The 24,934-nt window shown below is 66.1% G+C and carries 20 protein-coding genes and 1 tRNA gene; 12 read left to right on the forward strand and 9 right to left on the reverse strand.

Features of this window, described 5'->3' with window-relative positions; translation table 11 throughout:
• Positions 1-144 precede the first annotated feature (144 nt).
• Genes SJY41_RS09295 through benC form a run of 3 tightly spaced genes read left to right on the forward strand, consistent with a single transcriptional unit; the run spans position 145 to position 3,108 of the window.
• On the forward strand, positions 145-1,527 hold the full coding sequence (locus SJY41_RS09295) for a Rieske 2Fe-2S domain-containing protein (RefSeq protein ID WP_380781075.1): 1,383 nt from the start codon (positions 145-147) through the stop codon (positions 1,525-1,527).
• Entirely contained in the window at positions 1,524-2,012 is a 489-nt protein-coding gene (gene benB / locus SJY41_RS09300; RefSeq protein WP_380781077.1) for a benzoate 1,2-dioxygenase small subunit, read from the forward strand. The genes SJY41_RS09295 and benB overlap by 4 nt, the downstream gene beginning before the upstream one ends.
• Positions 2,005-3,108: a benzoate 1,2-dioxygenase electron transfer component BenC gene (benC, locus tag SJY41_RS09305; RefSeq protein WP_380781079.1), complete on the forward strand. Its 1,104-nt coding sequence runs from the start codon at positions 2,005-2,007 to the stop codon at positions 3,106-3,108. Before benB ends, benC begins: the two co-directional genes overlap by 8 nt.
• A 140-nt stretch (positions 3,109-3,248) precedes the next feature.
• Here benC and SJY41_RS09310 read toward each other — a convergent pair whose 3' ends face one another.
• From SJY41_RS09310 to SJY41_RS09320, 3 genes are read right to left on the reverse strand one after another with little or no spacing between them, the layout of a single operon-like run.
• Complete coding sequence (locus tag SJY41_RS09310; RefSeq protein ID WP_380781081.1) at positions 3,249-4,244, reverse strand: DUF2891 domain-containing protein; 996 nt, start codon at positions 4,242-4,244, stop codon at positions 3,249-3,251.
• A 28-nt stretch (positions 4,245-4,272) separates the two neighbouring features.
• Positions 4,273-4,695, reverse strand: a complete 423-nt coding sequence (locus SJY41_RS09315; protein ID WP_380781083.1) for a YybH family protein — start codon at positions 4,693-4,695, stop codon at positions 4,273-4,275.
• Positions 4,692-6,377 carry an EAL domain-containing protein gene (locus SJY41_RS09320; protein ID WP_380781085.1) on the reverse strand — a complete coding sequence of 562 codons (1,686 nt, stop codon included), beginning with the start codon at positions 6,375-6,377 and terminating at the stop codon, positions 4,692-4,694. The genes SJY41_RS09315 and SJY41_RS09320 overlap by 4 nt, the downstream gene beginning before the upstream one ends.
• A 115-nt stretch (positions 6,378-6,492) precedes the next feature.
• Between SJY41_RS09320 and moaA the strand changes: the two genes are divergently transcribed.
• From moaA to SJY41_RS09345, 5 genes are all read left to right on the forward strand, one after another.
• Positions 6,493-7,506, forward strand: a complete 1,014-nt coding sequence (gene moaA / locus SJY41_RS09325) for a GTP 3',8-cyclase MoaA (protein WP_380781086.1) — start codon at positions 6,493-6,495, stop codon at positions 7,504-7,506.
• Complete coding sequence (locus SJY41_RS09330; RefSeq protein ID WP_380781088.1) at positions 7,503-8,282, forward strand: NAD kinase; 780 nt, start codon at positions 7,503-7,505, stop codon at positions 8,280-8,282. The genes moaA and SJY41_RS09330 overlap by 4 nt, the downstream gene beginning before the upstream one ends.
• Before the next feature lie 91 nt (positions 8,283-8,373).
• Positions 8,374-8,448, forward strand: a tRNA-Asn gene (locus SJY41_RS09335).
• Positions 8,449-8,680: 232 nt separating this feature from the next.
• Positions 8,681-10,159, forward strand: coding sequence for a UxaA family hydrolase (locus SJY41_RS09340; RefSeq protein ID WP_380781090.1), 1,479 nt, complete (start codon positions 8,681-8,683; stop codon positions 10,157-10,159).
• The gene (locus tag SJY41_RS09345) at positions 10,156-11,607 is read left to right on the forward strand and encodes a mannitol dehydrogenase family protein (protein WP_380781091.1); all 1,452 of its coding nucleotides are present in this window, start codon (positions 10,156-10,158) and stop codon (positions 11,605-11,607) included. Before SJY41_RS09340 ends, SJY41_RS09345 begins: the two co-directional genes overlap by 4 nt.
• Here the strand turns inward: SJY41_RS09345 and SJY41_RS09350 are convergent.
• Together SJY41_RS09350 and SJY41_RS09355 are read right to left on the reverse strand one after the other, a co-directional pair.
• Positions 11,604-12,446 carry an amidohydrolase family protein gene (locus tag SJY41_RS09350; RefSeq protein ID WP_380781093.1) on the reverse strand — a complete coding sequence of 281 codons (843 nt, stop codon included), beginning with the start codon at positions 12,444-12,446 and terminating at the stop codon, positions 11,604-11,606. The genes SJY41_RS09345 and SJY41_RS09350 overlap by 4 nt on opposite strands.
• A gap of 124 nt (positions 12,447-12,570) precedes the next feature.
• The gene (locus SJY41_RS09355; protein ID WP_380781094.1) at positions 12,571-13,416 is read right to left on the reverse strand and encodes a response regulator; all 846 of its coding nucleotides are present in this window, start codon (positions 13,414-13,416) and stop codon (positions 12,571-12,573) included.
• 105 nt (positions 13,417-13,521) lie between these two features.
• Here SJY41_RS09355 and SJY41_RS09360 point away from each other — a divergent pair, with 105 nt between their 5' ends.
• Together SJY41_RS09360 and SJY41_RS09365 are read left to right on the forward strand one after the other, a co-directional pair.
• Positions 13,522-14,349, forward strand: coding sequence for a hypothetical protein (locus SJY41_RS09360; RefSeq protein WP_380781096.1), 828 nt, complete (start codon positions 13,522-13,524; stop codon positions 14,347-14,349).
• Complete coding sequence (locus tag SJY41_RS09365) at positions 14,346-15,452, forward strand: glycosyltransferase (protein WP_380781098.1); 1,107 nt, start codon at positions 14,346-14,348, stop codon at positions 15,450-15,452. The genes SJY41_RS09360 and SJY41_RS09365 overlap by 4 nt, the downstream gene beginning before the upstream one ends.
• 15 nt (positions 15,453-15,467) lie before the next feature.
• Here the strand turns inward: SJY41_RS09365 and SJY41_RS09370 are convergent, their stop codons facing one another.
• Together SJY41_RS09370 and SJY41_RS09375 are read right to left on the reverse strand one after the other, a co-directional pair.
• A complete protein-coding gene (locus SJY41_RS09370) occupies positions 15,468-16,343 on the reverse strand; it encodes a glycosyltransferase family 2 protein (protein ID WP_380781100.1) in 876 nt (291 codons plus the stop codon).
• Positions 16,340-18,466, reverse strand: coding sequence for an HAD-IIB family hydrolase (locus SJY41_RS09375; RefSeq protein WP_380781101.1), 2,127 nt, complete (start codon positions 18,464-18,466; stop codon positions 16,340-16,342). Before SJY41_RS09375 ends, SJY41_RS09370 begins: the two co-directional genes overlap by 4 nt.
• A 129-nt stretch (positions 18,467-18,595) precedes the next feature.
• Between SJY41_RS09375 and SJY41_RS09380 the strand changes: the two genes are divergently transcribed.
• Positions 18,596-19,840: a glycosyltransferase family 4 protein gene (locus tag SJY41_RS09380; RefSeq protein WP_380781103.1), complete on the forward strand. Its 1,245-nt coding sequence runs from the start codon at positions 18,596-18,598 to the stop codon at positions 19,838-19,840.
• Here SJY41_RS09380 and SJY41_RS09385 read toward each other — a convergent pair.
• Together SJY41_RS09385 and SJY41_RS09390 are read right to left on the reverse strand one after the other, a co-directional pair.
• Complete coding sequence (locus SJY41_RS09385; protein ID WP_380781105.1) at positions 19,756-20,703, reverse strand: hypothetical protein; 948 nt, start codon at positions 20,701-20,703, stop codon at positions 19,756-19,758. The genes SJY41_RS09380 and SJY41_RS09385 overlap by 85 nt on opposite strands.
• A gap of 86 nt (positions 20,704-20,789) precedes the next feature.
• Positions 20,790-22,442: an inorganic phosphate transporter gene (locus SJY41_RS09390; RefSeq protein WP_380781107.1), complete on the reverse strand. Its 1,653-nt coding sequence runs from the start codon at positions 22,440-22,442 to the stop codon at positions 20,790-20,792.
• Positions 22,443-22,634: 192 nt separating this feature from the next.
• Here SJY41_RS09390 and SJY41_RS09395 point away from each other — a divergent pair, with 192 nt between their 5' ends.
• Positions 22,635-24,917 (forward strand): ATP-dependent helicase, encoded by a 2,283-nt coding sequence (locus SJY41_RS09395; RefSeq protein ID WP_380784096.1) that lies wholly within the window; start codon positions 22,635-22,637, stop codon positions 24,915-24,917.
• Positions 24,918-24,934: the final 17 nt, after the last annotated feature.

The following is a 24,934-nucleotide window of genomic DNA, read 5'->3' on the forward strand; positions in this document are numbered from 1 at the left end:
GCAGATTCCACGCACAGGCCAACGCATGCTTCAACGACGGCCTCACACAGACAGGCTTCAGCCGCAGCGAGCCGGCGAGAGGGATGACCAATCCGTCTCCCTCCACTGGGTTCCGGCCATCACCTGTTTTGAGGAATTCCGATCATGACCAATCTCCGTGCACGCCTGGCAACCGCCATTGTCGAGAATGCGACAACCGGCGAATTCAAATGCCGCCGCGATGCGTTCACCGACCCCGCCATCTTCGACCTCGAGATGAAGCATATCTTCGAGGGCAACTGGGTCTTCCTGGCGCACGAAAGCCAGATCCCCGAAACCAACGATTATTTCACGACCTATATCGGTCGCCAGCCGATCATCATCACACGCGACAGGGCGGGCACGCTCAACGCCGTCATCAACGCCTGCGCGCACCGCGGCGCGATGCTGTGCCGTCGCAAGCACGGCAACAAGGGCAGCTTCACCTGTCAGTTCCACGGTTGGACATTCAGCAACGCGGGCAAGCTGCTGAAAGTGAAGGACGGCAAGACCGGCGACTATCCGGCGGCGTTCGATACCGAAGGTTCGCACGATCTGACCAAGGTCGCACGGCTCGGGAATTACCGCGGCTTCCTGTTCGGGAGCGTCAATCCCGATGTCCTGCCGCTGGAGAAGCACCTCGGAACGACGCGTTTGATCATCGACCAGATCGTCGACCAGGCCGTCGACGGCCTGGAGGTACTGCGGGGCAATTCGTCGTATTTGTACGATGGCAATTGGAAGCTGCAGATCGAGAACGGCGCCGATGGCTATCACGTCAGCGCAGTCCACTGGAATTACGCGGCCACGATGAGCCGTCGCAATTACGAGGCCGGCGGCGTGCGCACGGTCGATGCAAACGGCTGGTCGAAGAGTGTCGGCGGTGTCTACGGCTTCGACCACGGCCATATTCTGCTGTGGACCAGATTACTCAACCCCGAGGTGCGCCCGATATATGGCCACCGCGAGAAGCTGGAGGCGCGGCTGGGCAAGGAACGCACCGAGCGGATCCTCGTCCAGAGCCGCAATCTGTGCCTCTATCCCAACGTCTATCTGATGGACCAGTTCTCCACCCAGATCCGCGTCGTGCGACCGATCAGCGTCAACCAGACCGAGGTCACGATCTACTGCTTCGCGCCAAAGAACGAAAGCGATGCGGACCGCGCGACGAGGATCCGACAATATGAGGATTTCTTCAACGTCAGCGGCTTGGGCACGCCCGACGATCTCGAGGAATTCCGCGCGTGCCAGAAGGCTTACGAGGGAGCGGGCGATTTGTGGAACGATCTCAGTCGTGGCGCCCTGCACTGGATCGACGGCGCGGATGACAACGCGAAGGAGATGGGCCTCGAACCGTTGCTCAGCGGCAATCGAAGCGAGGACGAAGGCCTTTTCATTCGTCAGCACGGATATTGGGCGAAGACCCTGATCGCCGCGCTTAATGACACCGACGACGGGAATGGCCGAATCACCCCGCAGCCAGCCAGCCGGTTGCAGGTGGTCGCGTGACGCTCGCTTATCAACAGGTCGTCGATTTCCTCCACCGCGAGGCGCGGTTGCTCGACGATCGCGCGTGGGACGAATGGCTGACCTGCTACTCGCCACAGGCCGTGTACTGGATGCCGGCATGGGACGACGACGATCGGACCGTCGACGATCCACAGCACGAAATTTCGCTGATCTACTATCCCAATCGCGACGGGCTGGAGGACCGCGTCTTCCGGATCAAGACCGAGCGATCGGGCGCAAGCATGCCGGAACCGCGCACCCACCATCAAATCTCCAACATCGAGATCATGGGCAGCGACGAAGGCGCCATCGAAGTACGCTTCAACTGGCACACGCTTAGCCATCGCTACCAGGAGACACTGAGTTTCTTCGGCACGTCGTTCTACACGATCGACGCGACCAACAATCAACCGCTGATCACGAACAAGAAGATCGTTCTGAAGAATGATTACATTCGCCAGGTGATCGACATCTATCATGTCTGAGCACCCAACCGACCGACAGCATCGCATCGCTTACCGCATCGCGCTCAACTTCGAAGATGGCGCGACGAGCTTCATCGACTGCAACGCAGGCGAGACGGTGCTCGATGCCGCGTATCGCAGCAACATCAACCTGCCGATGGACTGTTCGAACGGCGTATGCGGCGCCTGTAAATGTCGCTGCGAGCAGGGTGATTATGATCTCGGCAACGAGTATCTCGAGGACGCCCTGACCGAAGGCGAAGCGGCGGAGGGCATGGTCCTCGTTTGCCAGATGCAGGTATCGTCCGACTGCATCATCGCAGTGCCGGTACCGTCGGCCGCCTGCAAGGTTAAGCCGGCCGAGCATGGCGCCGTCGTGTCGAGCATCGAACGCGTCGCCGACAGCACGTTCGTCCTGCGGCTCCGTCTCGATGCCCCCGAGGCGGTCGACTTCCTGCCGGGCCAGTTCGTCAACCTGACGGTGCCTGGCACCGACCAGCACCGCTCCTACTCGTTCAGCTCGAAGCCGGGCGCGGGCGAGGCAAGCTTCCTGATCCGCACCATACCGGGTGGCGTGATGAGCACGTGGCTGGCGACTGACGCCGCCGTCGGCACGCGCATCAGCTTCGTCGGACCGCAAGGCAGCTTCTTCCTTCGCGACATCGATCGCCCCACGATCCTGCTGGCCGGTGGGACGGGGCTCGCGCCGATCCTTTCGATGCTGGAGGTGCTGGCGGATCGAGGACCGGGCCAGCCAATCCACCTGATCTACGGCGTCACCAGCGATGGTGACCTTGTAGGGCTGCCAGGGATCAAGGCGCTTGCCGCACGCCTGCCAACCATGACGTGGGCCAGTTGTGTCGCCGATCGCCAGACGACACACCCGCTGCAAGGCTATGTCACGGAGCATCTGACCGACGAGCATCTGAATGCGGGCAACTGCGACATCTATCTATGCGGCCCGCCAGCGATGGTGGAGGCAGTTCGAGTGTTCCTCCGCGACAGGCGCATCCAGCCACAGCACTTCTATTACGAAAAATTCGCACCGAGAAAAAACGACTTAGGTCACGGTACAATTTGGATCGGCGCATTTTTTGCAAACTGTCCCCCAGTCTAGGAGCAGGCTGTGAAAGAAAATCCATAATCCTCAAACGCCGCTACGAGGGGACAAGGATCAACCTTGCTGCAAGCGGACATTTGCGAACAGGGTCGACCGACGTACTACGTACCGTTCGCGGCCCCCCCGCGTAGAAACCGTTACGCCTCACCGCCGGCCTCAAGCGCGAGTAGTGCAAAGGTCGCCAGCCAATGCTCGCCCATATAATCGTCGGCAAGGTGCGGTAGCGCCTCCGCCAGGTGTGCGTCCGCGATTGCACGCGCCCGCGCCGGATCGGGTAAGGCATCGGCGATCCTGCGCCAGCACCAGGCGCGTGACAGGTTGACGCCGTCGAGATGCGCGAGACGCCCGTCGGAACGATCGGTGACGACCGCGGGCGTTCGCAAGCACATCGTGGCCGCGCCGTACGGGTCGGGCAGGAACCCTGCCAACCACTGCGGGAAGTCGGCGCCGAGTATCATCTGCATCAGCGTCGCCTCGCAGAGTGTCGCCGACAGAAAGTCCTCTCCGCTCGGTTCCCAGGGGCGGCAATCCCGGTCCTGACCAAACCAGACCCGCGCGCGCGCTTCGATCAGGTCGGCTAGCGGAACATCGTACGTCCGAGCCCATCGCACCGCATGGACCAGGGCGAAGGCCGTACAGTCATGTTTGCCGCTGCGCACCGGGTAGATCAACTTCGGCAGATAGGCGGAGAACCGTCGGGCGAACGCACGCGCCAACGGCTCGACCGCGGCTGCCCAGGACCGGTCGGAGCGCTGCGCGAGTTCGTCGTGCAACGCGAGCAGCCAGGCCCAGCCATAGGGACGTTCGAACCCGCCGGTGTTCGGCCGATCGAGATACGCTAGCTCGCCCTCTATCCGGTCAGGTACCAGCATCCGGTCCGCCAGCGCTTCGATCGCCCCTGCCTGCGCCATATCGGGGAACAGCCGTGCCAGCCGCATGACCTGCCACCAACCATGGACGCAGCTGTGCCAATCGAAACTGCCGTGGAAGACGGGATGCAACGTCCTTGGCAAAGCGAGATCGGCTGGTCCGGCCAAGACCTGATCGAGCTTGTACGGCCATTCCCGCGTGAGGTGCCCGAGCGTCAGTTCGGCAAACCGCGAGCCGGTGGCACTGTCGATCACGTGCGTCATGTCTTACCCGCTACTAACGTCAAGCCGATCAACTGCTGTGATCGGCGATGATCCGCCACATCGTCCCACGGCGTTCGAAAACCAGCGTGGTCATACCCGATTCCGTCGTCGACGACCCGGTGAGCGTCCATCGGGCGAACAGCATCGCATGCGCGGGGTCGAGTCCGCGCATTTCCAGGAACGCGAACGACAGCCTGCCGCGGGCATTGCCGGTGCTTCTGAAGCTCGGTCGGTATTTTGCCGAGATCGCATTCTTGCCGCGCAACAGACCTTTCGGCGTCACGAATACCGCATCGTCGGCGTAGATATCCATGAATCGTACGAGGTCGCCCGCGTTCCAGCCCGCGGCGCTGGCGTCCATGCCCTCCCGGATGGCGGTTTCGGCCGGCATTCGAGCCGGCGCCGCTGCAAGGGTGACGAGTGCCAGCGGCAGCATCATGCGTCGCATCATCGTGATCGCCCTCGTGCCATGAGTTCTAGCAAGGCCGCCTCGCCCACTGGTTCGGACATGAGAAACCCCTGGTAAAGGCTACACCCGGCGGCGGCGAGCAACTCCAGCTGGGACGGCGTTTCAACCCCTTCGGCAATCACCGCGAGCCCGAGCGAGCGTGCCATCGTGATCGCGCCCGCCACGACGACCCGGTCCCGTGCCGAGCCGTCGATGTCGCGTACCAGCGACTTGTCAATCTTCACATAATCGAGCGGGAGCGACTTCAAGTATGCGAGGCTTGAATAGCCCGTGCCGAAATCGTCGATCGCGACGCGGCACCCTGCCCCGCGCAGCTCCGCGAGCAGGGCCGATGCCGCTGCCAGATCCTCGATCAAGCCCGTTTCGGTGATTTCCACAGTCAGGCGGCCGCGTGGGAAACCACTCTCGTCGACCCGCGCGAGGAACAAATCTGCGAAGCCGGGGCGGGTTATGTCGGCGGCCGTGAGGTTCAACGATACGCGGAGCGTGCCCAGCGCGACCGGCCAGGCGACCGCACGGGCGAGTACCAGCCGCTGGATATGGTCCGACAACGCTATCCCCAGATCGGCGCGGTCGGCGGCGTCGAACAGCGTATCCGCGCCGAGCGGCCCCAGGGTCCGGTGGCTCCACCGCGCCAGAGCCTCGACCCCGGTGATCTTGCCGCTCGCGATCTCGACCTGCGGTTGCCAGCGAAGATCGATCTCATCGCGCTCGATCGCGTGGTGCAGATCGATCGCCAGCGCATCGATCGGCGCGACACCGTCAGGCAACGCGACGTGCAGGACCGATCCGTCGCTCGCCTTCGCCTCCGCAAGTGCCTCGCTCGCCCGGCGTAGCAGCGCGGCGGCGTCGTCGCCTGGCTGGCGTTGCGCCACGCCGAACCGGCATCCCAGCACCGCGCGCGCGTCGGCAACCGCGAACGGCCGCGCCAATGCCGCATCCAGCGCCGTGATCGCTGCGGTGACCGCGGCCCCCGACGCCTCAACCACCAGCACGAATTCGGATCCGCCGAGCCGCGCGACCATCGCCTCCACGCCGATCGCCTCGCGCGCGACCGTCTCGGCCCGGCGGACGGCGGCCTCGATCAGCCCGTCCACCGTGGGGCGGCCATGCGCGGCATTCACGATATCGAGCCGCGACAGCGCGACCAGCACCACGGCAACCGGACGATCCGCCGCGATCCGCCCGACGATCCAGCGTCGGGCGTCGCCCGTTTCGCGATCATGTTGCGATGCGCCGGGTATCCCGCGCCGGTCGATCGTACCGCCGGACGCGCGGGCGGCGTGCCGTCCTGCGAATCGCAGCGCCTGTACCAGTTCGCTGTCGCTTGCCGGACTGGCGAGGAACTGCGTCGCGCCGGCCTCGAAGAATTCGCCGATCGCCTCGACGTCGCCGCGCGAGACCAGCACCAGCAGGGCAGCGCCATTCGTGGCGACGAGTCCGCCGAGCCTGCGTGCCGCCGCCAAGCCGTCGTCGAGCGCGCCCCGCGCGTCGATCAGCGCGACCGCTGCACCGCTTGCAAGGAACCGGCCTTCCAGACCGTCGGCATCGCTGCGCACCGCGGCATGCCATCCGGCACCTGCGTTCGTTAAAATATCAGCGATTTCATCACGTTGACGGAACGATACGGCGAACAGCGTCGTTGCCGTCTGTATGTCTTCCATATCCGTCGCACCCCGCCCCATCGGTGCGAGCCTAGCCGCCTCACCGCCGCCCGCCAATCTAATACAAACGGATCCGGCCTTGTTACTGGAACACGCACCTCCTAGCTCTGGTGCGATGATTGCCGCACTCAGCCCCGAGCAGAAGCCGCTGCGCGATACGCATGGGCGGACCATAAAATATCTGCGCATATCGGTGACCGATCGCTGCGATCTGCGCTGCCGTTATTGCATGGCCGAGCAGATGACGTTTCTGCCACGGTCGAAACTGCTCAGCCTCGAAGAGATCGCGATCATCGCCGAGCGGTTTATCGCGCGCGGCGTGACCAAGATCCGGTTGTCGGGCGGCGAGCCGCTGGTACGCCGCGACGTGGCCGAACTCGTCCGGCGGCTGGGGCACAATATCGGGTCGGGGCTCGAAGAGCTGACGATGACCACCAACGGCACGCGCTTGGCGCAACATGCCGAGGCGATGGTCGACGCGGGCATTCGCCGCGTCAACGTCAGCATGGACAGTCGCGATCCGGATCGCTTTCGCTACATTACCCGGCACGGCGACGTCGCGCAGGTGACTGGCGGGATTTACGCCGCGCGTGACGCCGGCCTTGCAATCAAGATCAACATGGTCGCGCTGAAGGGTTTCAACGAGGACGAGATCGCACCGATGCTGGCGTGGTGCCGCGACGAGGGCTTCGACCTGTCGCTGATCGAGACGATGCCGCTTGGCGCGATCGACGAGGACCGTACCGATCGCTTCCTGCCGCTGACCAAAGTGTTCGACGACCTCGGCCAGCAATTCACGCTCGCGCGCGACGCGTACAAGACGGGCGGCCCTGCGCGGTACTGGAACGTCGACGGCACGCGCACCCGGCTTGGGCTGATCTCGCCGCTGACCGCCAATTTCTGCGACGGCTGCAACCGCGTTCGCCTGACCACGGAAGGCAAGCTGTACATGTGCCTCGGCCATGACGACCAGGTCGACCTCAAGGCGGCACTGCGCGAGGGCGGTACTGCCGGGCTCGACGAGGCGATCGACGCGGGCCTCTTCGCGAAACCCAAGGCGCACGACTTTCGCATCGGCAAGGGCGAAGGCCCCGCAGTCGCGCGCCACATGAGCGTTACCGGCGGATGAGCAGGTACGAGCGGCGGGCGCTGGTCGCGTCCAATACCCCGCCTGCTCGTGTCGCCGAGGCCGAACTTGCCGATATGGGCGACTGGGTCGCTGTCGAGGATGCGGACGTGATCATCGCGCTAGGCGGCGACGGGTTCATGTTGCAGACCCTGCATACCATGCTGGAACGCCGCAAGCCGCCCGTGCCGGTGTTCGGCATGAACCTGGGGACCGTCGGCTTCCTGATGAACGAATGGCGGCATCACGGTCTGTCGGATCGCCTCGAACGCGCAAAGCCGTTCAAGGTCGTACCGCTCAGCATGACGGCGACCGGTGTCGATGGTCGCACCCACACGCTGCCGGCGATCAACGAGGTCTCCTTCCTGCGCGAGACGCGTCAGACCGCCAACCTGGAGGTCACGGTCAACGGCCGCATCGTTCTTCCCGAGCTGGCCTGTGACGGCATCCTGGTCGCTACGCCGGCAGGCTCGACGGCGTATAATCTGTCCGCACACGGCCCGATCCTGCCGCTCGGCTCGGGGATGATCGCGCTGACGCCGATCAGCCCGTTTCGTCCACGGCGGTGGCGCGGCGCGATCCTGCCCGACAAAGCGCGTATCGGCATCCGCGTGCTCGACCCGGGCAAGCGCCCGGTATCGGCGGTCGCCGACCAGCGCGAGATCCGCAACGTGGCCCAGGTCGACATCTGCATGGACCGCGCACGCGAACTGACGCTGTTGTTCGACCCCGAACACGCGCTCGACGATCGCATCACGATGGAGCAGTTCGTCGCCTGACCACGCGACGAAAGCGCAAAGTTTTCGTATTTCCGTCGAAACGCGCTTGCATCATCCGAACGGCCAGTTATAGAGCCGCCCTCGGCAACGATCCCTGATAGCTCAGCGGTAGAGCTCTCGACTGTTAATCGAGTGGCCGTAGGTTCGAATCCTACTCAGGGAGCCACCCCGCCATTGTTCAAATGGCTGGGATAGTGTCGGAATGTCGCGGCAAGCTTTCGCGCGACCTTGATCTTATATTTATGCTTCGGCCGGCACTGCGCGGCGCGATCCGGCCTCTCCGGATACGGACACCGTCGATCCCCCCGGCGACCTAAGACTTTTTTGTACATGCGAAAGCGCCGCGTTGTCGGCTATGCGATATCTTGCTGGTGGCAAGCCGGGTGGAGAGGTTCGCAATGGTCGATGCAGTCATAGTTCGAGCGGGGGACAGCGTCGCCACGCTGCTGCGCGATGGCGACGCCGGGGACCGGATCGATACCGGCAGTGCGATCCTGACGCTCGCAAGCGACGTACCCCGCGGTCACAAGATTGCGCTTGGCGCGCTCGCGCCGGGCACGGACGTGCTGAAATACGGCTATTCGATCGGCCGGACCACCGACGCGGTCGCCCCCGGCGGACACGTTCACAGCCAGAACCTCGCGACCGGGCTTGCCGGGACGCTGGAATACGGGTTTGCGCCCAGTGCCGACGTCGCCGTCGCATCACCGTCGCCGGAAACCTTCCGCGGCTACCCGCGCGCCGACGGACGGGTCGGCACGCGCAACGAAATCTGGATCCTGCCGACCGTGGGATGCGTCGCGCGGACCGCCGAGCGGATCGCGGCGAAGGCCGGCGCGCGGTTGGTCGGAAAGATCGACGGCGTTCATGCCTTCGGTCATCCGCATGGCTGCTCGCAACTGGGCCATGACCTGGACGGCACGCGGCAGATCCTCGCGAGCCTCGCCTGCCATCCCAATGCCGGTGGCGTGCTGATCGTCGGGCTCGGCTGCGAGGAGAACCAGATCAAGGCACTGATCGAGGCGATCCCGGCATGGCGTCGCCCCGCGATCCGTACGCTGACCGCACAATTGAGCGCGGACGAGGTCGAGGAGGGCATGGCGCTCGTCGAGGAACTGGCTGGACTGGCCGTCTGCGAACGACAGGATGTCGGGATCGACCGGCTGGTGCTCGGCGTCAAATGCGGCGGATCGGACGGATTGTCGGGGTTGACCGCCAATCCGCTGGTGGGGCGGATGAGCGACCGCATCGTCGATGCAGGCGGGCGGGTCGTCTTCACCGAGATCCCCGAGATGTTCGGGGCCGAGCAGATCCTGATGAACCGCGCGGCGAACGTCGAGATCTTCGACCGGATCGTCGGCGTGGTGAACGGTTTCAAACAATATTTCATCGATCACGGCGAACCGGTGTCGGAGAACCCCTCCCCTGGCAACGTCGCCGGCGGGATCACGACGCTGGAGGAGAAATCCCTCGGCGCGGTGCAGAAGGCAGGCCGATCTGCGATTGCCGATGTGGTGGGGTATGGGGGACGCGTGGCGGTCGACGGGCTGACGATGCTCGAGGCACCCGGGAACGACGCGGTGTCGTCGACCGCGCTGGCGGCCGCGGGCGCGACCGTGATCCTGTTCACGACCGGCCGCGGCACGCCGCTCGGTTTCCCCGTCCCGACCATCAAGATCGCCTCGAACAGCGACCTCGCTCAGCGCAAGCCCGGCTGGATCGATTTCGACGCGGGGCAAGTCCTGGACCAGGGCTTCGCCACCGCAGAGACCGCGTTGCTCAACTGTATCCGCGCGATCGCATCGGGCAAGGAGACCGCTGCCGAACGCAACGGTGAACGCGAGATCGCGATCTGGAAGCGTGGGGTAACACTGTGAGCCGACTAACATCTGCCACGCTCGACCGGCTGCCACGGACGATCGTCAGCCCGCTCGGACGGACTGAGCCGACGATCGGCATCGTCCATTTCGGACCCGGCGCGTTCCACCGCGCGCACCAGGCGGTGTATGTCGACGACCTGCTGGCGCAGGATCCCCGCTGGGGCATCGCCGCGGTCTCGATGCGCAGCAAGGCGACGGTCGCCGCCCTCGCCGAGCAGGACGGCCTCTACACGCTGGCGATCCGCGATGCGGCGGTGTCCAACCGGGTGATCGGTGCCCACCGGCGCTTCCTGGGGCCCGACGATGCAGCGGAGACGCACGCGCTGCTGTCTGACCCCGCCGTCCGCCTGGTGACGTCCACGGTGACCGAGAAGGGCTATTGCCTGGCGGGCGACGGCACGCTCGACCTGTCGCATGCCGACATCGTCCACGACCTTGCCGGAACCGCCACGCCGCGCAGCCTGGTCGGCTGGCTGGTCGCCGGTCTCGCCGCCCGCCGCGACGCAGGGATCGCGCCGTTCGTGCCGATGCCGTGCGACAATCTCGCCAACAACGGTGCCAAGCTCCACGCGGCATTGGTTGCCTTTGCACGGCAGCAGGACGCCGAACGTCTGAGCGGCGGCTTGGCCGACTGGATCGCGGGCGAAGTCCGCGTGCCGTCGACGATGGTGGATTCGATCACGCCGGCGTCGGATGCGGCGCTCTACGCCGACGTTGCAAACGCCATCGGTCTGGAAGACCAGGCTGCCGTGCAGCGTGAGTCCTTCGCCCAATGGGTGATCGAGGATATCGCCGGAGGGCTTGGACCCGATCTCGGCGCGGTCGGTGCGACGCTCACGACCAACGTCGCCAGTTACGAAAAGGCGAAGCTGCGCATCCTGAACGGTGCGCATTCGACGTTGGCTTATGTCGGGCTGCTCCGCGGTGCGGCGAGCGTGGCGGATGCCATGCAGGACGCGGTGCTCGGCGGGTTCATCGACGCGATGATCCAGAACGATATCATACCGATGCTGCCATCTACCCCGGGGCTGGATCTGGACGCGTATCGCGCCGCGGTGCTGCAGCGGTTCCGCAACCCGGTCATCGTCCACCGCCTCGACCAGATCGCGCAAGATGGTTCGCAGAAGCTACCCTATCGGTTGGGGGATACGCTGATCGCCAACCGGCGCGAGGGCCGCATGCCCGCTGGCATCGTCACCGCGTTCGGCGCATGGGTCGCGTTCCTCATGCACCGTGCACGGGCCGGTACGCCGATCGTCGATCCCGCCGGCACGCGCCTGGCAGACGCAGCGGCCAGCGGCATGCCCGACGAGGTGGTCGCAACGCTGATGGACCTGTCGCTCGGCTTCCCACGCGAACTGCGCGGCGACGCGGCGGTGCTCGGCGCGGTCGCGGACGCCGCGGAGCGGATCGTGCGCGGCGACTGGTCGGTACTGGACCGCTAGAGACCGTAGGCGGCCACGGCATTGCCGCCGAAGATACGGTCCCTCGCATCCGGGCAGGCGCGCGCGACGAAGTTCTCGATGAGGTCAACGACGCGGCGATACTCCGCTGCCAGGCGACACACCGGCCAATCGGATCCGAACATCACCCTGTCGGGGCCGAACGTCGCGAGGAGATGATCGAGGTAGCGGGCGATCTGCTCCTCGGTCCAGATCGCGTGGTCGGCTTCGGTCACCAGTCCGGAAATCTTGCACCGGAGCGACGGCACCCGTGCCATCTCCACGACCGCGTCCGCCCAGGGTTGCCAGCCACCCTGCGCGATATCGGGCTTCGCGCCGTGATCGAGGATGAGCCTGGGCGCGGTCGCAAGGTCGGCGGCGACCAGATCCGCAAACCGGCGGACGTGGATCGCCTGCGGAGGCTTGACCAGGATATCGTAGCTGAAGTCCCTTGCGAGCGCCGCGCGGACGCCGCGGACGAATGCGGGGCTGATGAGGAAATCATCGGCAAGTTCGTCCTGGACGATGTGCCGGAATCCGACCAGCGCAGACGCGCCGGACCATGCGTCCAGCCGATCCGCCACGTCGGCGGCGCACAGGTCGGTCCACCCCACCACGCCCATGATCCGCGGGTCGGCAGCCGCAAGCGACAGCAGCCACGAGGTTTCGTCCTCGTCATGGCGGGCCTGCACGGCGATGCACCCGTCGATCCCGGCGTCATCGAGCAGCGGCATCAGGTCCGCCGGCGCATAGTCGCGCGCCAGCACGCTGTTCGGGTCGATCCAGCCATAGCCGGCGGCGGAATAGGCCCAGAAATGCTGGTGCGCGTCGATCCGGGTCATCGCGCCGTACCGGTGAGCATCGGGAAGGTCTCGGTCATCCCGGGAGCGTACCGGCCGACGGGTATGGCGGCAATCTCAGCGGCATCGCCGCGTACCGCATCGGCCTCGGCTCACCGCGCTCCGTCTATTTCGCGACGACGACAGGCATGAAGATATACCCGCCGCCGCGCACCGTCCTGATGATCTCGGCGGGGTCAAACGCCTGCAGCTTGCGGCGCAACCGGCTGATGTTGACGTCGATCGTGCGTCCGCGCGCCATCGCCTCGGTCCGGCCGGACCGCGCGATCATGTCGTCGCGCGAATGAACCTTTTGCGGCTCGGACACGAACGCGTTGAGCAACTGGAATTCGCCGTCGGTCAACCGGACGGCGGTTCCATCCGGCGCATGGAGAACGCGCATCCGACAGTGCAGCGTCCACCCGGCAAAGGCGAAGACGTCGGTCATCGTCGACGGCGACGATACGTGGTCCACCATCGACGCGGGAGTCGAGGATGCGCCCGTCGTCACCGAATTCGCGCCGCGTCGCCGCAATACCGAGCGGATCCGCGCGAGTATCTCGCGCGGACTGGACGGCTTGGTGACGTAATCGTCCGCCCCGAGTTCGAGCGCGACGACCCGGTCGACCTCGCCGGCAAGCGCCGAGAACATGATCACCGCCGGGGCGTCGGCGCCTTGCGACAGCGTGCGAAGAACCGACAGCCCGTCTTCGCCCGGCATCATCATGTCGAGAACGATCAGATCGCAGGGCGACCGACCCAGCCGGGACCGCAGTGCCGCCCCGCTCTCCACCGCCTCGGCGCGCAGGCCGTGATCGACCAGGAATTCAGTCAGCAACTCGCGCAGGCCGGGATCGTCGTCGACGATGACGACACGCGCGCTTTCCGGCTGAGCATGGTCGCCTGCGGTAAGATCATTCCCGAGGGGAATGGACGGAACTGAGCCGGGTAGGCCGTAATGGTTCGCAATCATCGGCGCGTCATAAATGACACGTTTGTCCGGGATGTTTCCGTGCATCCCGCGCAGCGACCACGCCGGTGTTGTACGAACCGAGGGACGGCGCTAGCGGCATTTGCCATGTCGATGACCGCCACGCCCACTCCTAAGCCGTTGAACTGGCTTCAACCTTTTCCGGGGCTGAAGGTCCTCAAGCGCGGCGACGCACCGATTTCGCGCGTGCAGATCTACGGCCAGCGGTGCAGCGGGACCAACCTGGTCACGCGCGCGATCGAAGCCAACATGCCGGACGTCGAGATCACCGAGGCGTTCGGGTTCAAGCATTGGTTCGTGCCGCCGCAGACGCTGTTCGTGAAAGATACGCTGGTGCTGATCGTGGCGCGCGACGCGTTCGACTGGGCGCGCAGCCTGCATCGCCAGCCATGGCACGCACATCCGGACCTCAAGGCGCAACCGTTCGACATCTTCGTCCGCAGCCACTGGCACAGCTATTGGGACGATCATTTCGGGCATATCGAGCCGGGCCACCCGATGCAGGGCGACGAGATGCTGCACGAACGCGACCCGGCGACGGGCGAACGGTTTGCGAACTGTATCGCCAAGCGTACGTCGAAGCTTCGTCACTGGTCGTCGCTGACCAACCGCGCGCACAACGTCGCGTTGCTCGGCTATGACGCCTTCACCCGCGATCCCGGTGCATTCGTCGCGGCGCTGGGTGCAGCGACGGGCATCGCCTGCCGCGCACCGTTCGTGCCGATCACGAGCTACAAGGGGCAAGGGCACGAGCCGTATGTGCCGACCGCCTATCCCGAACTCAGTGCGGCCGACGCCGACCACATCACGGCCTGGCTCGATCCCGCGGTCGAGGCGGCGTTCGGCCTGTCGGCGACCTACCAGCCGCGAGATCGCTCGCTTTCGCCGGCGCCGACGATAGAAGAAACGGCATGACCAAGCCGATCACGTTCTTCATCCATCACCAGGGTCGCGGCCATGCGAACCGGGCGATGGCGATCATCCGCGAGTTGCCGAGCGAACGGCCGGTGACGATCCTGACGGCCAAGCCCGCGCTGTTCGACGGGTTCGAACGGCCGGTCACGATCGCGGCGTTGCCCGACATGATCGGTGCACCGGTGCCGACCCCCGCGCTATTCAAGCAGGCGACGCCGGAAGTGATGCACTGCGTTCCGCTGGGCGTCGCGAAGACGCGCGCGACGATGCGAACGATCATCGATCATCTCGACGATGTCGATCCGGCGCTGTTCGTCGTCGACGTCTCCGCGGAGATCGCATTGCTGGCGCGGATCGCGAGTATTCCGGCGATCAGCATCCGCATGCACGGGGACCGGCTCGATCCCGGTCATCTGGGCGCCTACCAAGCCAGCGTCGGCTTGCTGGCGCCGTTCGGCGCGCCGCTCGAGCAAGCCGATACGCCCGACTGGGTCCGCGCGAAGACCTGCTACGCCGGCGGCCTCTGCACGACGGTCGATGCCGTACCGACCAAGGCGGAGGCGCGCGCGAAGCTGGGGCTGGATCCCGACAAGGAGATCATCGTCGTGCTGACCGGCGGCGGCGGCGCGGGGACGCCTTACGCACCGCTGACGATGGCCGCGCGTGCCGTGCCCGATGCGTTGTGGCTGGTGCTCGGCCCGGTCCACCGCGAGGGCCACGAAACCGACTTCGGCAATCTGGTCGAACTCGGCTGGGTGCCCGGCGTCACCGATCATATCGCCGCGGCGGACGTCGTCATCGCGTCCGCCGGCGACAACACGGTCCATGAGATCGCACGGGTCGGCCGTCCCTATGTCTGCGCGCCGGAGTGGCGGTATTTCGGCGAGCAGACGCGCAAGGCCGAACGGTTGGCGGAACTGGGCGCGGCGGTGGCGCTCCCGGCCTGGCCCGGTGCCCTGTCACCGTGGCGCGGCATTCTCGACGCGGCGAAAGCACTCGATCCGGACGCGCTCGCGGACCTGTACGATGCCGACGCGGCCAAGGTCGCCGCGACGTATCTGGAAGATCTGGCGACGTCGCTCTGGGCGCCTGCCGCGGCCTAGCAACGTCGGGGCGGTTCAGCTGAACAGCGTCTCGGGCGGCATGTGCGATGCCGCGACGTCCGCCGCATCGGGGTGGCGCAGGATCGTTATCGTGTCGGCATCCCAGTCGATCAGGCCCCGTTCGGCAAACTGCCCCAGCCAATAGTCCATGCACCACCGCCCCCAGGTTGCCCGGAACAGCCGGGCGTTACGGACGATCGCCTCGAAATGCTGATAGGGAGGCGTGTGAACGGCATGATGCTGGTGATAGGCGCGCGCGCCGCCGACCCACCACATCGCGATGCCAGCATCCTCGAGGCGCGCGGCGAAGTCGGTTTCCTCTCCGCCATAGCCGACATAGCGTTCGTCCATCCCCCCTGCCCGCACCCAGTCGGCAGCCGAGATCGCGAACGAAAGGCCCCATAGCTCGCCGTGGTTCGGCGTCGGCCGTATTTCGTCGAGCGCGATCGGCGGCTTGGCCGGGTGGCGCACGCCGACGCGGTCCAGCGCCGTGAAGTCCAAACCGTCGTTCGGAGTATCGTCCAAAGCCGCGGCGGGGAGGTACAGGACTTCGCCGAGGCGGATGCCGCCGGGCCAGCCCGCCGTTTCCGCATAACGCTCGATGAGCGTCGGTGCCGGGATGCAGTCGACGTCGAGAAAGATCAGTTGCTTGCCCGTCGCGGTGGCGGCCGCCCGATTGCGAGCTCCGGCGAGCGGCATCTCTGTGCCCTCGACGAAGACCGCGCGGACGGGAAAGTCCGTCGCAGGGAGGTCCGAATGCGCGTCCGCCTGCATATAGACGATGACGAGTTCGTCGGGCTTGCGCGTCGATGCGTTCAACCCCGCGATCAGCTTGACGAGGTGCGTGCGGCGGCCGCGCACCAGCGTCAGGACGCTCACCGACGACGTCACGAGGCCTTCCTGATCCCGTCCGGGTTCGTTCTGCCGGCCGGCAGGTCCTGTCGATCGATGGCCGTTGTCGCTGCGCGGAAATACGCGACGCCTTCGATCACGCCGCGCGCGTGATGACCGACCGCGACATAGCCGTGCGCGAGGTCGGCGCGGGTCGCGAGCCCGTCGGAATAGTTGCCGACGATGATCGCGTGCCGCGAAGACCGCAGCATCTCGATGTCGTTGCCGCTGTCGCCGGCGACGATCACCTGCCGCGGCTCGAGCCCCAGGCGGCGGCGGACGTGCTCGACCGCGGTACCCTTCGATGCTGCGTGCGGAAGGATGTCGAGATAACGCCCGTGGCTCTGGATGATCGAGCAGCTATGGCCGTGCTCGGCCAGCAACGCCCGCACCCGCTCGGCCGCGGCGATGTCGCCGTCGGCGAAATAGCTGAGCTTGAAGCGCCGCTGTTCGAGCGGACTCTGCGGGGTCAGGCCGGCATATTGGCCGACCAGCGCCGCAACCGCCTCGCGGTCCCAGCCCGCGGCGATGATGCCGTCCCATTCGGTGTCGCGATCGTATACCGCCCCGCGCACCGTCCGGTAGTAGATCTCCGAGCCGACCGACGTGATCAGGATCTCGGGTCGCGGCGCATCATGCTGGCCGAGCACCGCCATCGCGCTGTGGAAGCTGCGCCCGGTCGCGATCGCGAACGCGACATCGGATTGCGCGTCGTGCCACGCGTTGAAGTCGTCGACGCCGTCGCCGCAACCGATCAGCGTGCCGTCGATATCCGAAACCAGCAGGAGTGCGGGTGCGCGCTCCGTGAGCGCCGGCGTCGCGCCGTTGACCACCTCGTCGAGCAGCCCGGCATAGAGTTGCACGTGGCGGTCCCAGTCATACGCGCGGATCGCCACCGACCCGGCCGCCGAATAGCGCGACCACAGAGCGGCATCGCCCAGGATCTTCTCGATCCCGTCGGCGATCGCGGTCGGCGAGCGAGGATCGACCAGGATGCCGTTGCCACAGGTTTCGACGATGTCGTTCGGGCCGCCGCTGTCGGTCGCGACCACCGGCAGCCCGCTCGCCGCGGCTTCGAGCAACGTCAGCCCGAACGGTTCGTTGAGCGCGGGGTTTACGAACACCCCGCCGCGGGTCCGCGCATAGGCATAGACCGCGGCGATGTCGTCCGGCCGATGCTGCTTCGGATATGCGACTTTGCCGTACAGGTCGTACCGGTCGATCAACTGCAGAAGCTCGGCGATGTTGTCGCGGATCTCCGGTTCGAGCGTGGCGGTGTCGTCGCGGGTCCCTGCCAGGATCACCAGGTTCGCCGCGGCCTGCAATGCGGGCGACCGACCATAAGCGTGGACCAGCGCGGCGAGGTTCTTCTTCGTCACCGGACGCGCGATCGCCAGGATCGCGGGCTTGTCGGGATCCTGCAGAAACCGGTCGATCAGCGCGTCGACACGCGGGTCGCTGCGGCAATTGGCGAACTGCTTCAGGTCGCTGCCGGGCGGAAACACGCGGATGCGCCCCGGATCATAGGCGGCGTAATCGGCATATTGCACCTCGGCCTCGTCCCGCGACGAGGCGATGATCGCCGCGGCCCCTGCGATCGCCTCTTCCTCGATCGCGATCCGTCGATCCAGCCCGGCCGTCTCGGCGCAGTCACGGTCGAACGCGGCACGCTTCACCCGGCCCAGCGAGTGCGCGGTGAAGACATAGGGGATGCCGGTCCGCGCCGAGACGCGCGCGGCGATCAGGCCCGCATCGGCGTAATGCGCGTGCATCACGTCCGGCGTGCGATCCAGCGTGGCGATATGCGCGATGAGCGCCTCGACCAGGCTGTCATGCTCGGTCCAGAGATCCTCCTTGACGAGATACGCATCCGAGGTCGTCAGCAAGCGGACGATCCGGGTCATGCCGTCGATCGTCTCGATCGGCTCGGCATAGCATTCGGCATACGCCGCGTGGTGGAACGCCCGCGTGACGATCTCCATGCGATCGATCGCCGCATTCCGACCGCTGGCCGCGACGAGATCGAGCAAATAGCGGATATGGCCACCGGTATCGGCGGTCAGTCCGTATTCGACGTCGGTGCCGCGCAAACATCCCTGCAACGCGATATGTAGAACGAACACCCTTCCCCCGTTCATCGATGATTCATCGAAGGAACCGCTCGCGGGGTTGCCGGGTTCCGGCCCGATGACACTTAAAACCACCTCATTGACGCAGGTTAAGAAGAACCGGGCGGACCGGATCACCGAGTCGTGAGGGTCGCTTTGCTGACCTGGGCGTATCCGCCCGAAAAGAGCGGCCTCACGCGCGCCGCGCGCGAAATCGCGCAGTCGCTGGCGACGGCAGGCCATGACGTGACCGTGTTCACGATGGATCGTCGCGAGGACGGCCGGGACGGTCGGGTCGCGGTGATCGGCTGTGGCCTGCGTGACGGTTCGGCGGCCGCTCGTCTACGCAAGATCGCGGCGATCGGCCATGTCGTGGCGCCGCTGGCGTTGCGCCGCGCGGTCATGCGCGAACATCGCCGCGATCCGTTCGACGTGGTGGAAGCGACCAACTGGTATGCGCCGGGCCTCGCGATCGCGCTTGCCGGCCCCGCCCCGCTGATCACGCGCAATTCCACGCCGGCGGCGACCTCGGCAGCCACGGTCACCAGCCTGCGCGACCGGATCGACCGGTGGGCAGCCATGCTGGCGGAGCGCGTGTCCGCACGTCGCAGCAAGGCGCTCATCTCGAACACGCAGTTGCACGGCGAGAAGATCGCAGCGCTGTACGGTGTCGCGCCGCCCGGTTCCGACGGCCAACATGCGGTGATCGGGCTGAGCCTGCCGCCCGAGATCGTCGCGCGCGGCACCGCCGCCGCCTACCCGGACGACGCCCCCGACGATGACGCGATCCGCCTGTTGTTCGTCGGACGCGACGAGCACCGCAAGGGCTTCGACGCGCTGATCATGGCGCTGAAGATCCTGTCGCGCCGCGCCGATGCGGGCATGCGCGACTTCCGCCTGACGATCGTCGGTGTCCATGCGGACGACCTGAAACCGCTGCCGTCGAGCGCGCGCGCGCGGCTGCACTGTCACCACCGGGTCGACGAACCGTTGCTGCACGACCTGATGGCGGACGCGCACGTCATCGTCGCACCGTCGCGCTACGAGAGTTTCGGGCTGGTGTACCAGGAGGCGATGATGTTCGGCCGGCCGGTGGTCGCGTGCGCCGAGGACCCCAGCGCGCGGCTTTTCATCGGCGAGAGCGGCGCGGGCCTGCTGGCGAAGCGCTGCACCGGCGACGATCTGGCGACGCAGATCCAGGCGTTGATCGAGGACCCGTCGCTGCGCCGCCACTATGCCGCGGCGAGCCGCAGGGCATCGGGCATGTTCACCCGCGAGACGCTGGCCACGCAGACGATCGCGGCCTACCGAACCGCGATCGGATCGAACGGCGCGAGCAGCACGGCCTCGTCCTCCGGCCGTCCCGCACCAGCCGACATCGCTTCGTAGATACGGGTTCGCTCGCGGACCCGGGCGCCGTCCAGCCGGTGCTCCAGCGCACCCGCCAACGCCAGCGACGTCTCGGCGAACGGCACGACCGGTCGTTCGTGAACGCGACCGGCGAACCGGATGGTGTCGCGGTTCAGCCGGTACTGGATGTCGGGATAGGACGCCGACTGGATACCGTCGACCATGTTGCGTCGTGGCAGGCCGAGCGACCGCAGGCCGTCCCGGTCCGCCGCCGCGACCAGCCAGCCCAAGGCTGCGAGCAAGGCGGGATCGGGCCGCTCGTCGGTGTCGATCTGCAACACCCAGCGTGTCTGCAGCAATGCCTGGAGCCGGTTTCGCTGGGCTGCGAAATCGCCGTCAAGCGGATGACTGGCGACCTCCACCCATGGCAAGCGCGCGTGGAGTTCGCGCGCATCTTCGGGAATGCCGTCGAGAAGCACGACCAGGCGCCCGAATGATCCGCGCAATGCCGACGCCGTGGCCGATACGTCGTCGACATCCCGCAGGCGCGCCATGATGCCCAGGCCGACGGCGTGCGGGGTTGCGGTTGCAGGCTTCGTCCGGACACGCGCTGGCGTGTAATCGTCCGGAAATCGCAGGCCGTCGATCGTCGCCGCGATGGGCTCGACGTCGAAACCGAACCGCCATGCCGCGTTGCGCGCACCGGCGGCGTCGAGCCTCCAGCGCTCCGCCGGATCGCGTTGCAGATCGCAGATACCGGTGTCGAAGCGTCCGACTATTTCCCGGGCGACCGCGTGGACCTCGGCGACGTTGCGGACGAGGAGACGGCAATGGCTGCATTCGCACCAGTCGTCACGGGCGATCCAGTCCCAGTTTCCGCAGATCGAGCATCGCAGTTGCATGGTTCGGGCAACCCGCCGGCCCCGCGGCCGGTTCCACGCCGTTAACGGCCCGCCGGATCAGCTGGCCGACCAGCGTGGCACGTTGCTCAATAGCCGAGCGCGTGCGCCACGAAGAGCAGCAGCCAATAGAGGCCGCCCGACAACAGCATCGCGACGGGCAGAGTCATTACCCAGGCCAGCGCCATGTTGAGTATCGTACGGCGCTGAAGTCCCGTGCCGTTGGCGACGCTGGCGCCGGCCACACCCGACGACAGGATGTGCGTGGTCGACACCGGCAGCCCGTACCGCACCGCCAACAGGATCGTTGCCGCGGCGACCAGTTCGGCCGAGGCGCCCATGCCGTAGGTCAGGTGCGTCTTGCCGATCCGTTCGCCGACCGTGACGACGATCCGCTTCCAGCCGACCATCGTGCCAAGCCCCAGCGCGAGCGCGACGGTAACCTTCACCCATAACGGGATATACCGCGTGCCCTGCTCCAGATGGCTGCCGTAGCTCTTGAGCGTCGTGATCTCCTGCGCGGTGAAGCGCGATTGCACGCTCTTGTCGGCGACGATCAGGTTGGTCGTGTCGAGGACGAGATACATGTCGTTGCGCAGGTTCGGCGTCGCGGCGGCGGGCACCTTGCCGAGCGAGCCATAGCCACCGATCCGGGTCGATACGTCACCCGACAAGGTCGCCAGTGCACCGAAGACGCCGGGGTCGGCGACATGGCGGCTCTTCAGCGCCTGCGTGACGCGCGCGCGTGCCGCAGCGACATCGGCTGGCACGCCGTCGGCATGCGCGACATACGCGGCCGACGCCGCGCGGGCGCTCTCGACGAACGCCGGCGTCGCGCTCTCGGGCATCGTCCGGTTGAGCGCATAGGCGGTTGGCGCGCAGCCGATCAGGATCAGCATGATCAGCCCCATGCCCTTCTGCCCGTCATTGCTGCCGTGCGCGAAGCTGACCGCGGTGCACGTGCCGATCAGCAAGGCGCGAATGCCGCGCGGCGGCGGGGTCTGGCCCTCGGGCGCCTCGTACAGCTTCCGGTCGCGCAGGAAGCGCTTCATCACCAGCAACAGGACCACGGCACCGACGAAGCCGACCACCGGGCTGAACGCGAGCGCGGACAACACTTTCCAGACCTGCGCCATGTCGACACCCGACGTACCGTCGGCGCCACCGATCAACTGGTTGGCCAGGCCGACGCCGAGGATCGACCCAATCAGCGCGTGGCTCGACGAATTGGGCAGGCCCGCCGCCCAGGTCGCCAGGTTCCACAGGATCGCCGCCAGCAGCAGGGCGAAGATCATCGCGAACCCGCCGACGCTGCCGACGTTGAGGATCAGGTCGACCGGCAGCAGCGTGACGATCGAATAGGCGACCGCGCCCGACGACACCATGACGCCGAGGAAGTTGAAGAACCCCGACCAGACCACGGCCAGGGGGGCCGGCATCGAATGCGTGTAGATCACAGTCGCGACCGCGTTCGCCGTGTCGTGGAACCCGTTCACGAACTCGAAGCCGAGTGCGATCAACAGCGCCAGCGCGAGGAACGCGAACGCACCACCCGCCAGCGTTTCACCGACCTGCGCGGTATCGGTGGCGATGCTGATACCGGCATAGGCCAGCCCGCCGACGAGAACGGCCAGGAACAGCCACCGCCCCAGCGGATGAATCGCATGGTCGAGCCGAGGACCCGACGATATGCTCGTCGGGCGTGCAATCGACTCAGACGTCGACAGGATGTTGGTTGCCATGATGACACCGCCATCGCGCAGCGCTGTGACGCTTTTATGACAAATGCTTGTAACCTGGATCAAGGCGCGACCGTTCCTTGCACCCGCGTGCCGACGTCCACCGAGCCGCTCGCTCGCGCTTCGTAGCGCCGTGCAAGTCATACGCGCTTGCCCCATTGCCGTGCGTTCCCTACCTGTTCACGGGTGAACCAGATCGCCCAAACGTCCGCGCCGCAAGCAGAGCCTCCCTATCTCCGCGGTCTCAATCCGCCGCAGCGCGAGGCCGTGCTGACGACCGATGGCCCTGTGCTGATCATCGCGGGCGCCGGCACCGGCAAGACCGCCGCGCTCACCGCACGGCTCGCGCACCTGATCTTCACCAAGAAGGCGTGGCCGTCGGAAATCCTGAGCGTCACTTTCACCAACAAGGCCGCGCGCGAGATGCGCGAGCGGGTCGGTCGGCTGGTTGGCGACGCGGTCGAGGGCATGCCGTGGCTCGGTACCTTCCACGCGATCGCCGCGAAGATGCTGCGTCGCCACGCCGAACTGGTGGGGCTGCAATCCAACTTCACCATCCTCGATACCGACGACCAGTTGCGTTTGCTGAAGCAGCTCATCCTCGCCGCCGACATCGACGAAAAGCGCTTTCCGACCCGCAGCCTCGCCGGGCTGATCGACCAGTGGAAGAACAAGGGCCTCGTCCCCGCCGACATCGATGCGGGCGAGAGCGAGCGCTACGCCAATGGTCGTGGCGGCGAATTGTACCAGCAATATCAGGCGCGGCTGATCGCGCTGAATGCGTGCGATTTCGGCGACCTGCTGCTGCACATGCTGGTCATCCTGAAGACGCACCGCGACGTGCTGAGCCTGTACCAGCAGCGTTTCAAATACATCATGGTCGACGAGTATCAGGACACCAACTCGTCGCAATATCTCTGGCTGCGGCTGCTCGCGCAGGAGCGCAAGAACATCGCCTGCGTCGGCGACGACGACCAGTCGATCTATTCGTGGCGGGGCGCGCAGGTCGAGAATATCCTCAAGTTCGAGCGCGATTTTCCGGGGGCGAAGGTCATCCGGCTTGAACAGAACTATCGGAGTACGCCGCATATTCTGGGCGCTGCGTCGGGCGTGATCGCCAACAATGGCGGCCGGCTGGGGAAGCAGTTGTGGACTGAGCTCGACGTCGGCGAGAAGGTTAAGGTCATCGGCGTCTGGGACGGCCCCGAGGAAGCGCGGCGGGTCGGCGAGGAGATCGACATCGTCCGCCGCTCGGGCAAGAGTCTCGACGAGGTCGCGATCCTGGTCCGCGCCCAGCACCAGACGCGCGAGTTCGAGGACCGCTTCATCGCGGTCGGCATGCCGTACAAGATCGTTGGCGGCTTCCGCTTCTACGAACGCGCCGAAATCCGCGACGCGCTGGCGTATCTGCGCGTCGTCAACCAGCCGGCGGACGATCTCGCCTTCGAACGCATCGTCAACGTCCCCAAGCGCGGGCTCGGCGACAAGGCGGTCGCGCGCATTCACCAGCTCGCGCGGGCCACCGGCACGCCGCTGACCACCGCCGCCGCGCGCATCCTCGACACCGACGAACTGACCGGCGCGGCAAAGAAATCGCTCGGCCGCCTGGTCGGCGACATCGCCCGCTGGCGCGACATGGCGACCAGCCTGCCGCACGCCGAACTCGCCCGGCAATTGCTCGACGAAAGCGGCTATACCGCGATGTACCAGGCCGAGAAATCGGTCGAAGCCACCGGTCGCCTGGAGAACCTCAGCGAACTCGTCCGCGCGATGGAGGAGTATGACTCGCTCGGCGCGTTCCTGGAGCACGTCTCGCTGGTGATGGACAACGAAGGCGGCGCGCAGGATCCGCAGGTCACGATCATGACCATCCACGCCGCCAAGGGTCTCGAATACGACACGGTGTTCCTGGTCGGCTGGGAGGAAGGCCTGTTCCCGTCGCAGCGCTCGCTCGACGAAGGCGGCGTAAAGAGCCTCGAGGAGGAACGTCGTCTCGCCTATGTCGCGATCACGCGTGCACGGCGGCTGGCGGTCATCATCCACGCCGCCAACCGCCGCATCTATGGCCAGTGGAACTCGTCGATCCCGAGCCGCTTCGTCGCTGAACTTCCCGCCGAACATATCGACACGGAAACGACGATGTCGGGCGGCGCGAGCCTGTGGCAGGCGAACTGGTCCGATCGCGCCGATCCGTTCGCCGATGTCGCGCGCGGCACCGGCCGGGGCCCCGGCTGGCAACGGGCGGCGGGCACCGGCAGCACCTTCTCCGCGAAACCGGCGCGCGTCGTCGAAAGCCGTTCGAGCGCGGTCAGCCTCGGCAACAAGGGGCGAGACGACTTGTCGCTCGGCATGCGCGTCTTCCACCAGAAATTCGGCTACGGGCTGATCGCAGAGATCGAAGGCAACAAGCTGGAGATCGATTTCGAACAGTCGGGCCGCAAGCGCGTGATGGACAGCTTCGTGACGCTCACGCCCTAACGACATCAGTCGGGAAA

It is taken from the genome of Sphingomonas sp. R86520 (assembly GCF_042466285.1).
Lineage (GTDB): Bacteria > Pseudomonadota > Alphaproteobacteria > Sphingomonadales > Sphingomonadaceae > Sphingomonas.

Coding starts and splice junctions, on each gene's coding strand:
- SJY41_RS09350 (WP_380781093.1), bottom strand. CDS start 12,446: ATGACCCGGATCGACGCGCACCAGCATTTCTGGGCCTATTCCGCCGCC.
- SJY41_RS09385 (WP_380781105.1), bottom strand. CDS start 20,703: ATGCAACTGCGATGCTCGATCTGCGGAAACTGGGACTGGATCGCCCGT.
- SJY41_RS09355 (WP_380781094.1), bottom strand. CDS start 13,416: ATGATTGCGAACCATTACGGCCTACCCGGCTCAGTTCCGTCCATTCCC.
- SJY41_RS09315 (WP_380781083.1), bottom strand. CDS start 4,695: ATGATGCGACGCATGATGCTGCCGCTGGCACTCGTCACCCTTGCAGCG.
- SJY41_RS09330 (WP_380781088.1), top strand. CDS start 7,503: ATGAGCAGGTACGAGCGGCGGGCGCTGGTCGCGTCCAATACCCCGCCT.
- SJY41_RS09340 (WP_380781090.1), top strand. CDS start 8,681: ATGGTCGATGCAGTCATAGTTCGAGCGGGGGACAGCGTCGCCACGCTG.
- SJY41_RS09390 (WP_380781107.1), bottom strand. CDS start 22,442: ATGGCAACCAACATCCTGTCGACGTCTGAGTCGATTGCACGCCCGACG.
- SJY41_RS09320 (WP_380781085.1), bottom strand. CDS start 6,377: ATGGAAGACATACAGACGGCAACGACGCTGTTCGCCGTATCGTTCCGT.
- SJY41_RS09295 (WP_380781075.1), top strand. CDS start 145: ATGACCAATCTCCGTGCACGCCTGGCAACCGCCATTGTCGAGAATGCG.
- SJY41_RS09310 (WP_380781081.1), bottom strand. CDS start 4,244: ATGACGCACGTGATCGACAGTGCCACCGGCTCGCGGTTTGCCGAACTG.
- SJY41_RS09360 (WP_380781096.1), top strand. CDS start 13,522: ATGTCGATGACCGCCACGCCCACTCCTAAGCCGTTGAACTGGCTTCAA.
- benC (WP_380781079.1), top strand. CDS start 2,005: ATGTCTGAGCACCCAACCGACCGACAGCATCGCATCGCTTACCGCATC.
- SJY41_RS09365 (WP_380781098.1), top strand. CDS start 14,346: ATGACCAAGCCGATCACGTTCTTCATCCATCACCAGGGTCGCGGCCAT.
- moaA (WP_380781086.1), top strand. CDS start 6,493: ATGATTGCCGCACTCAGCCCCGAGCAGAAGCCGCTGCGCGATACGCAT.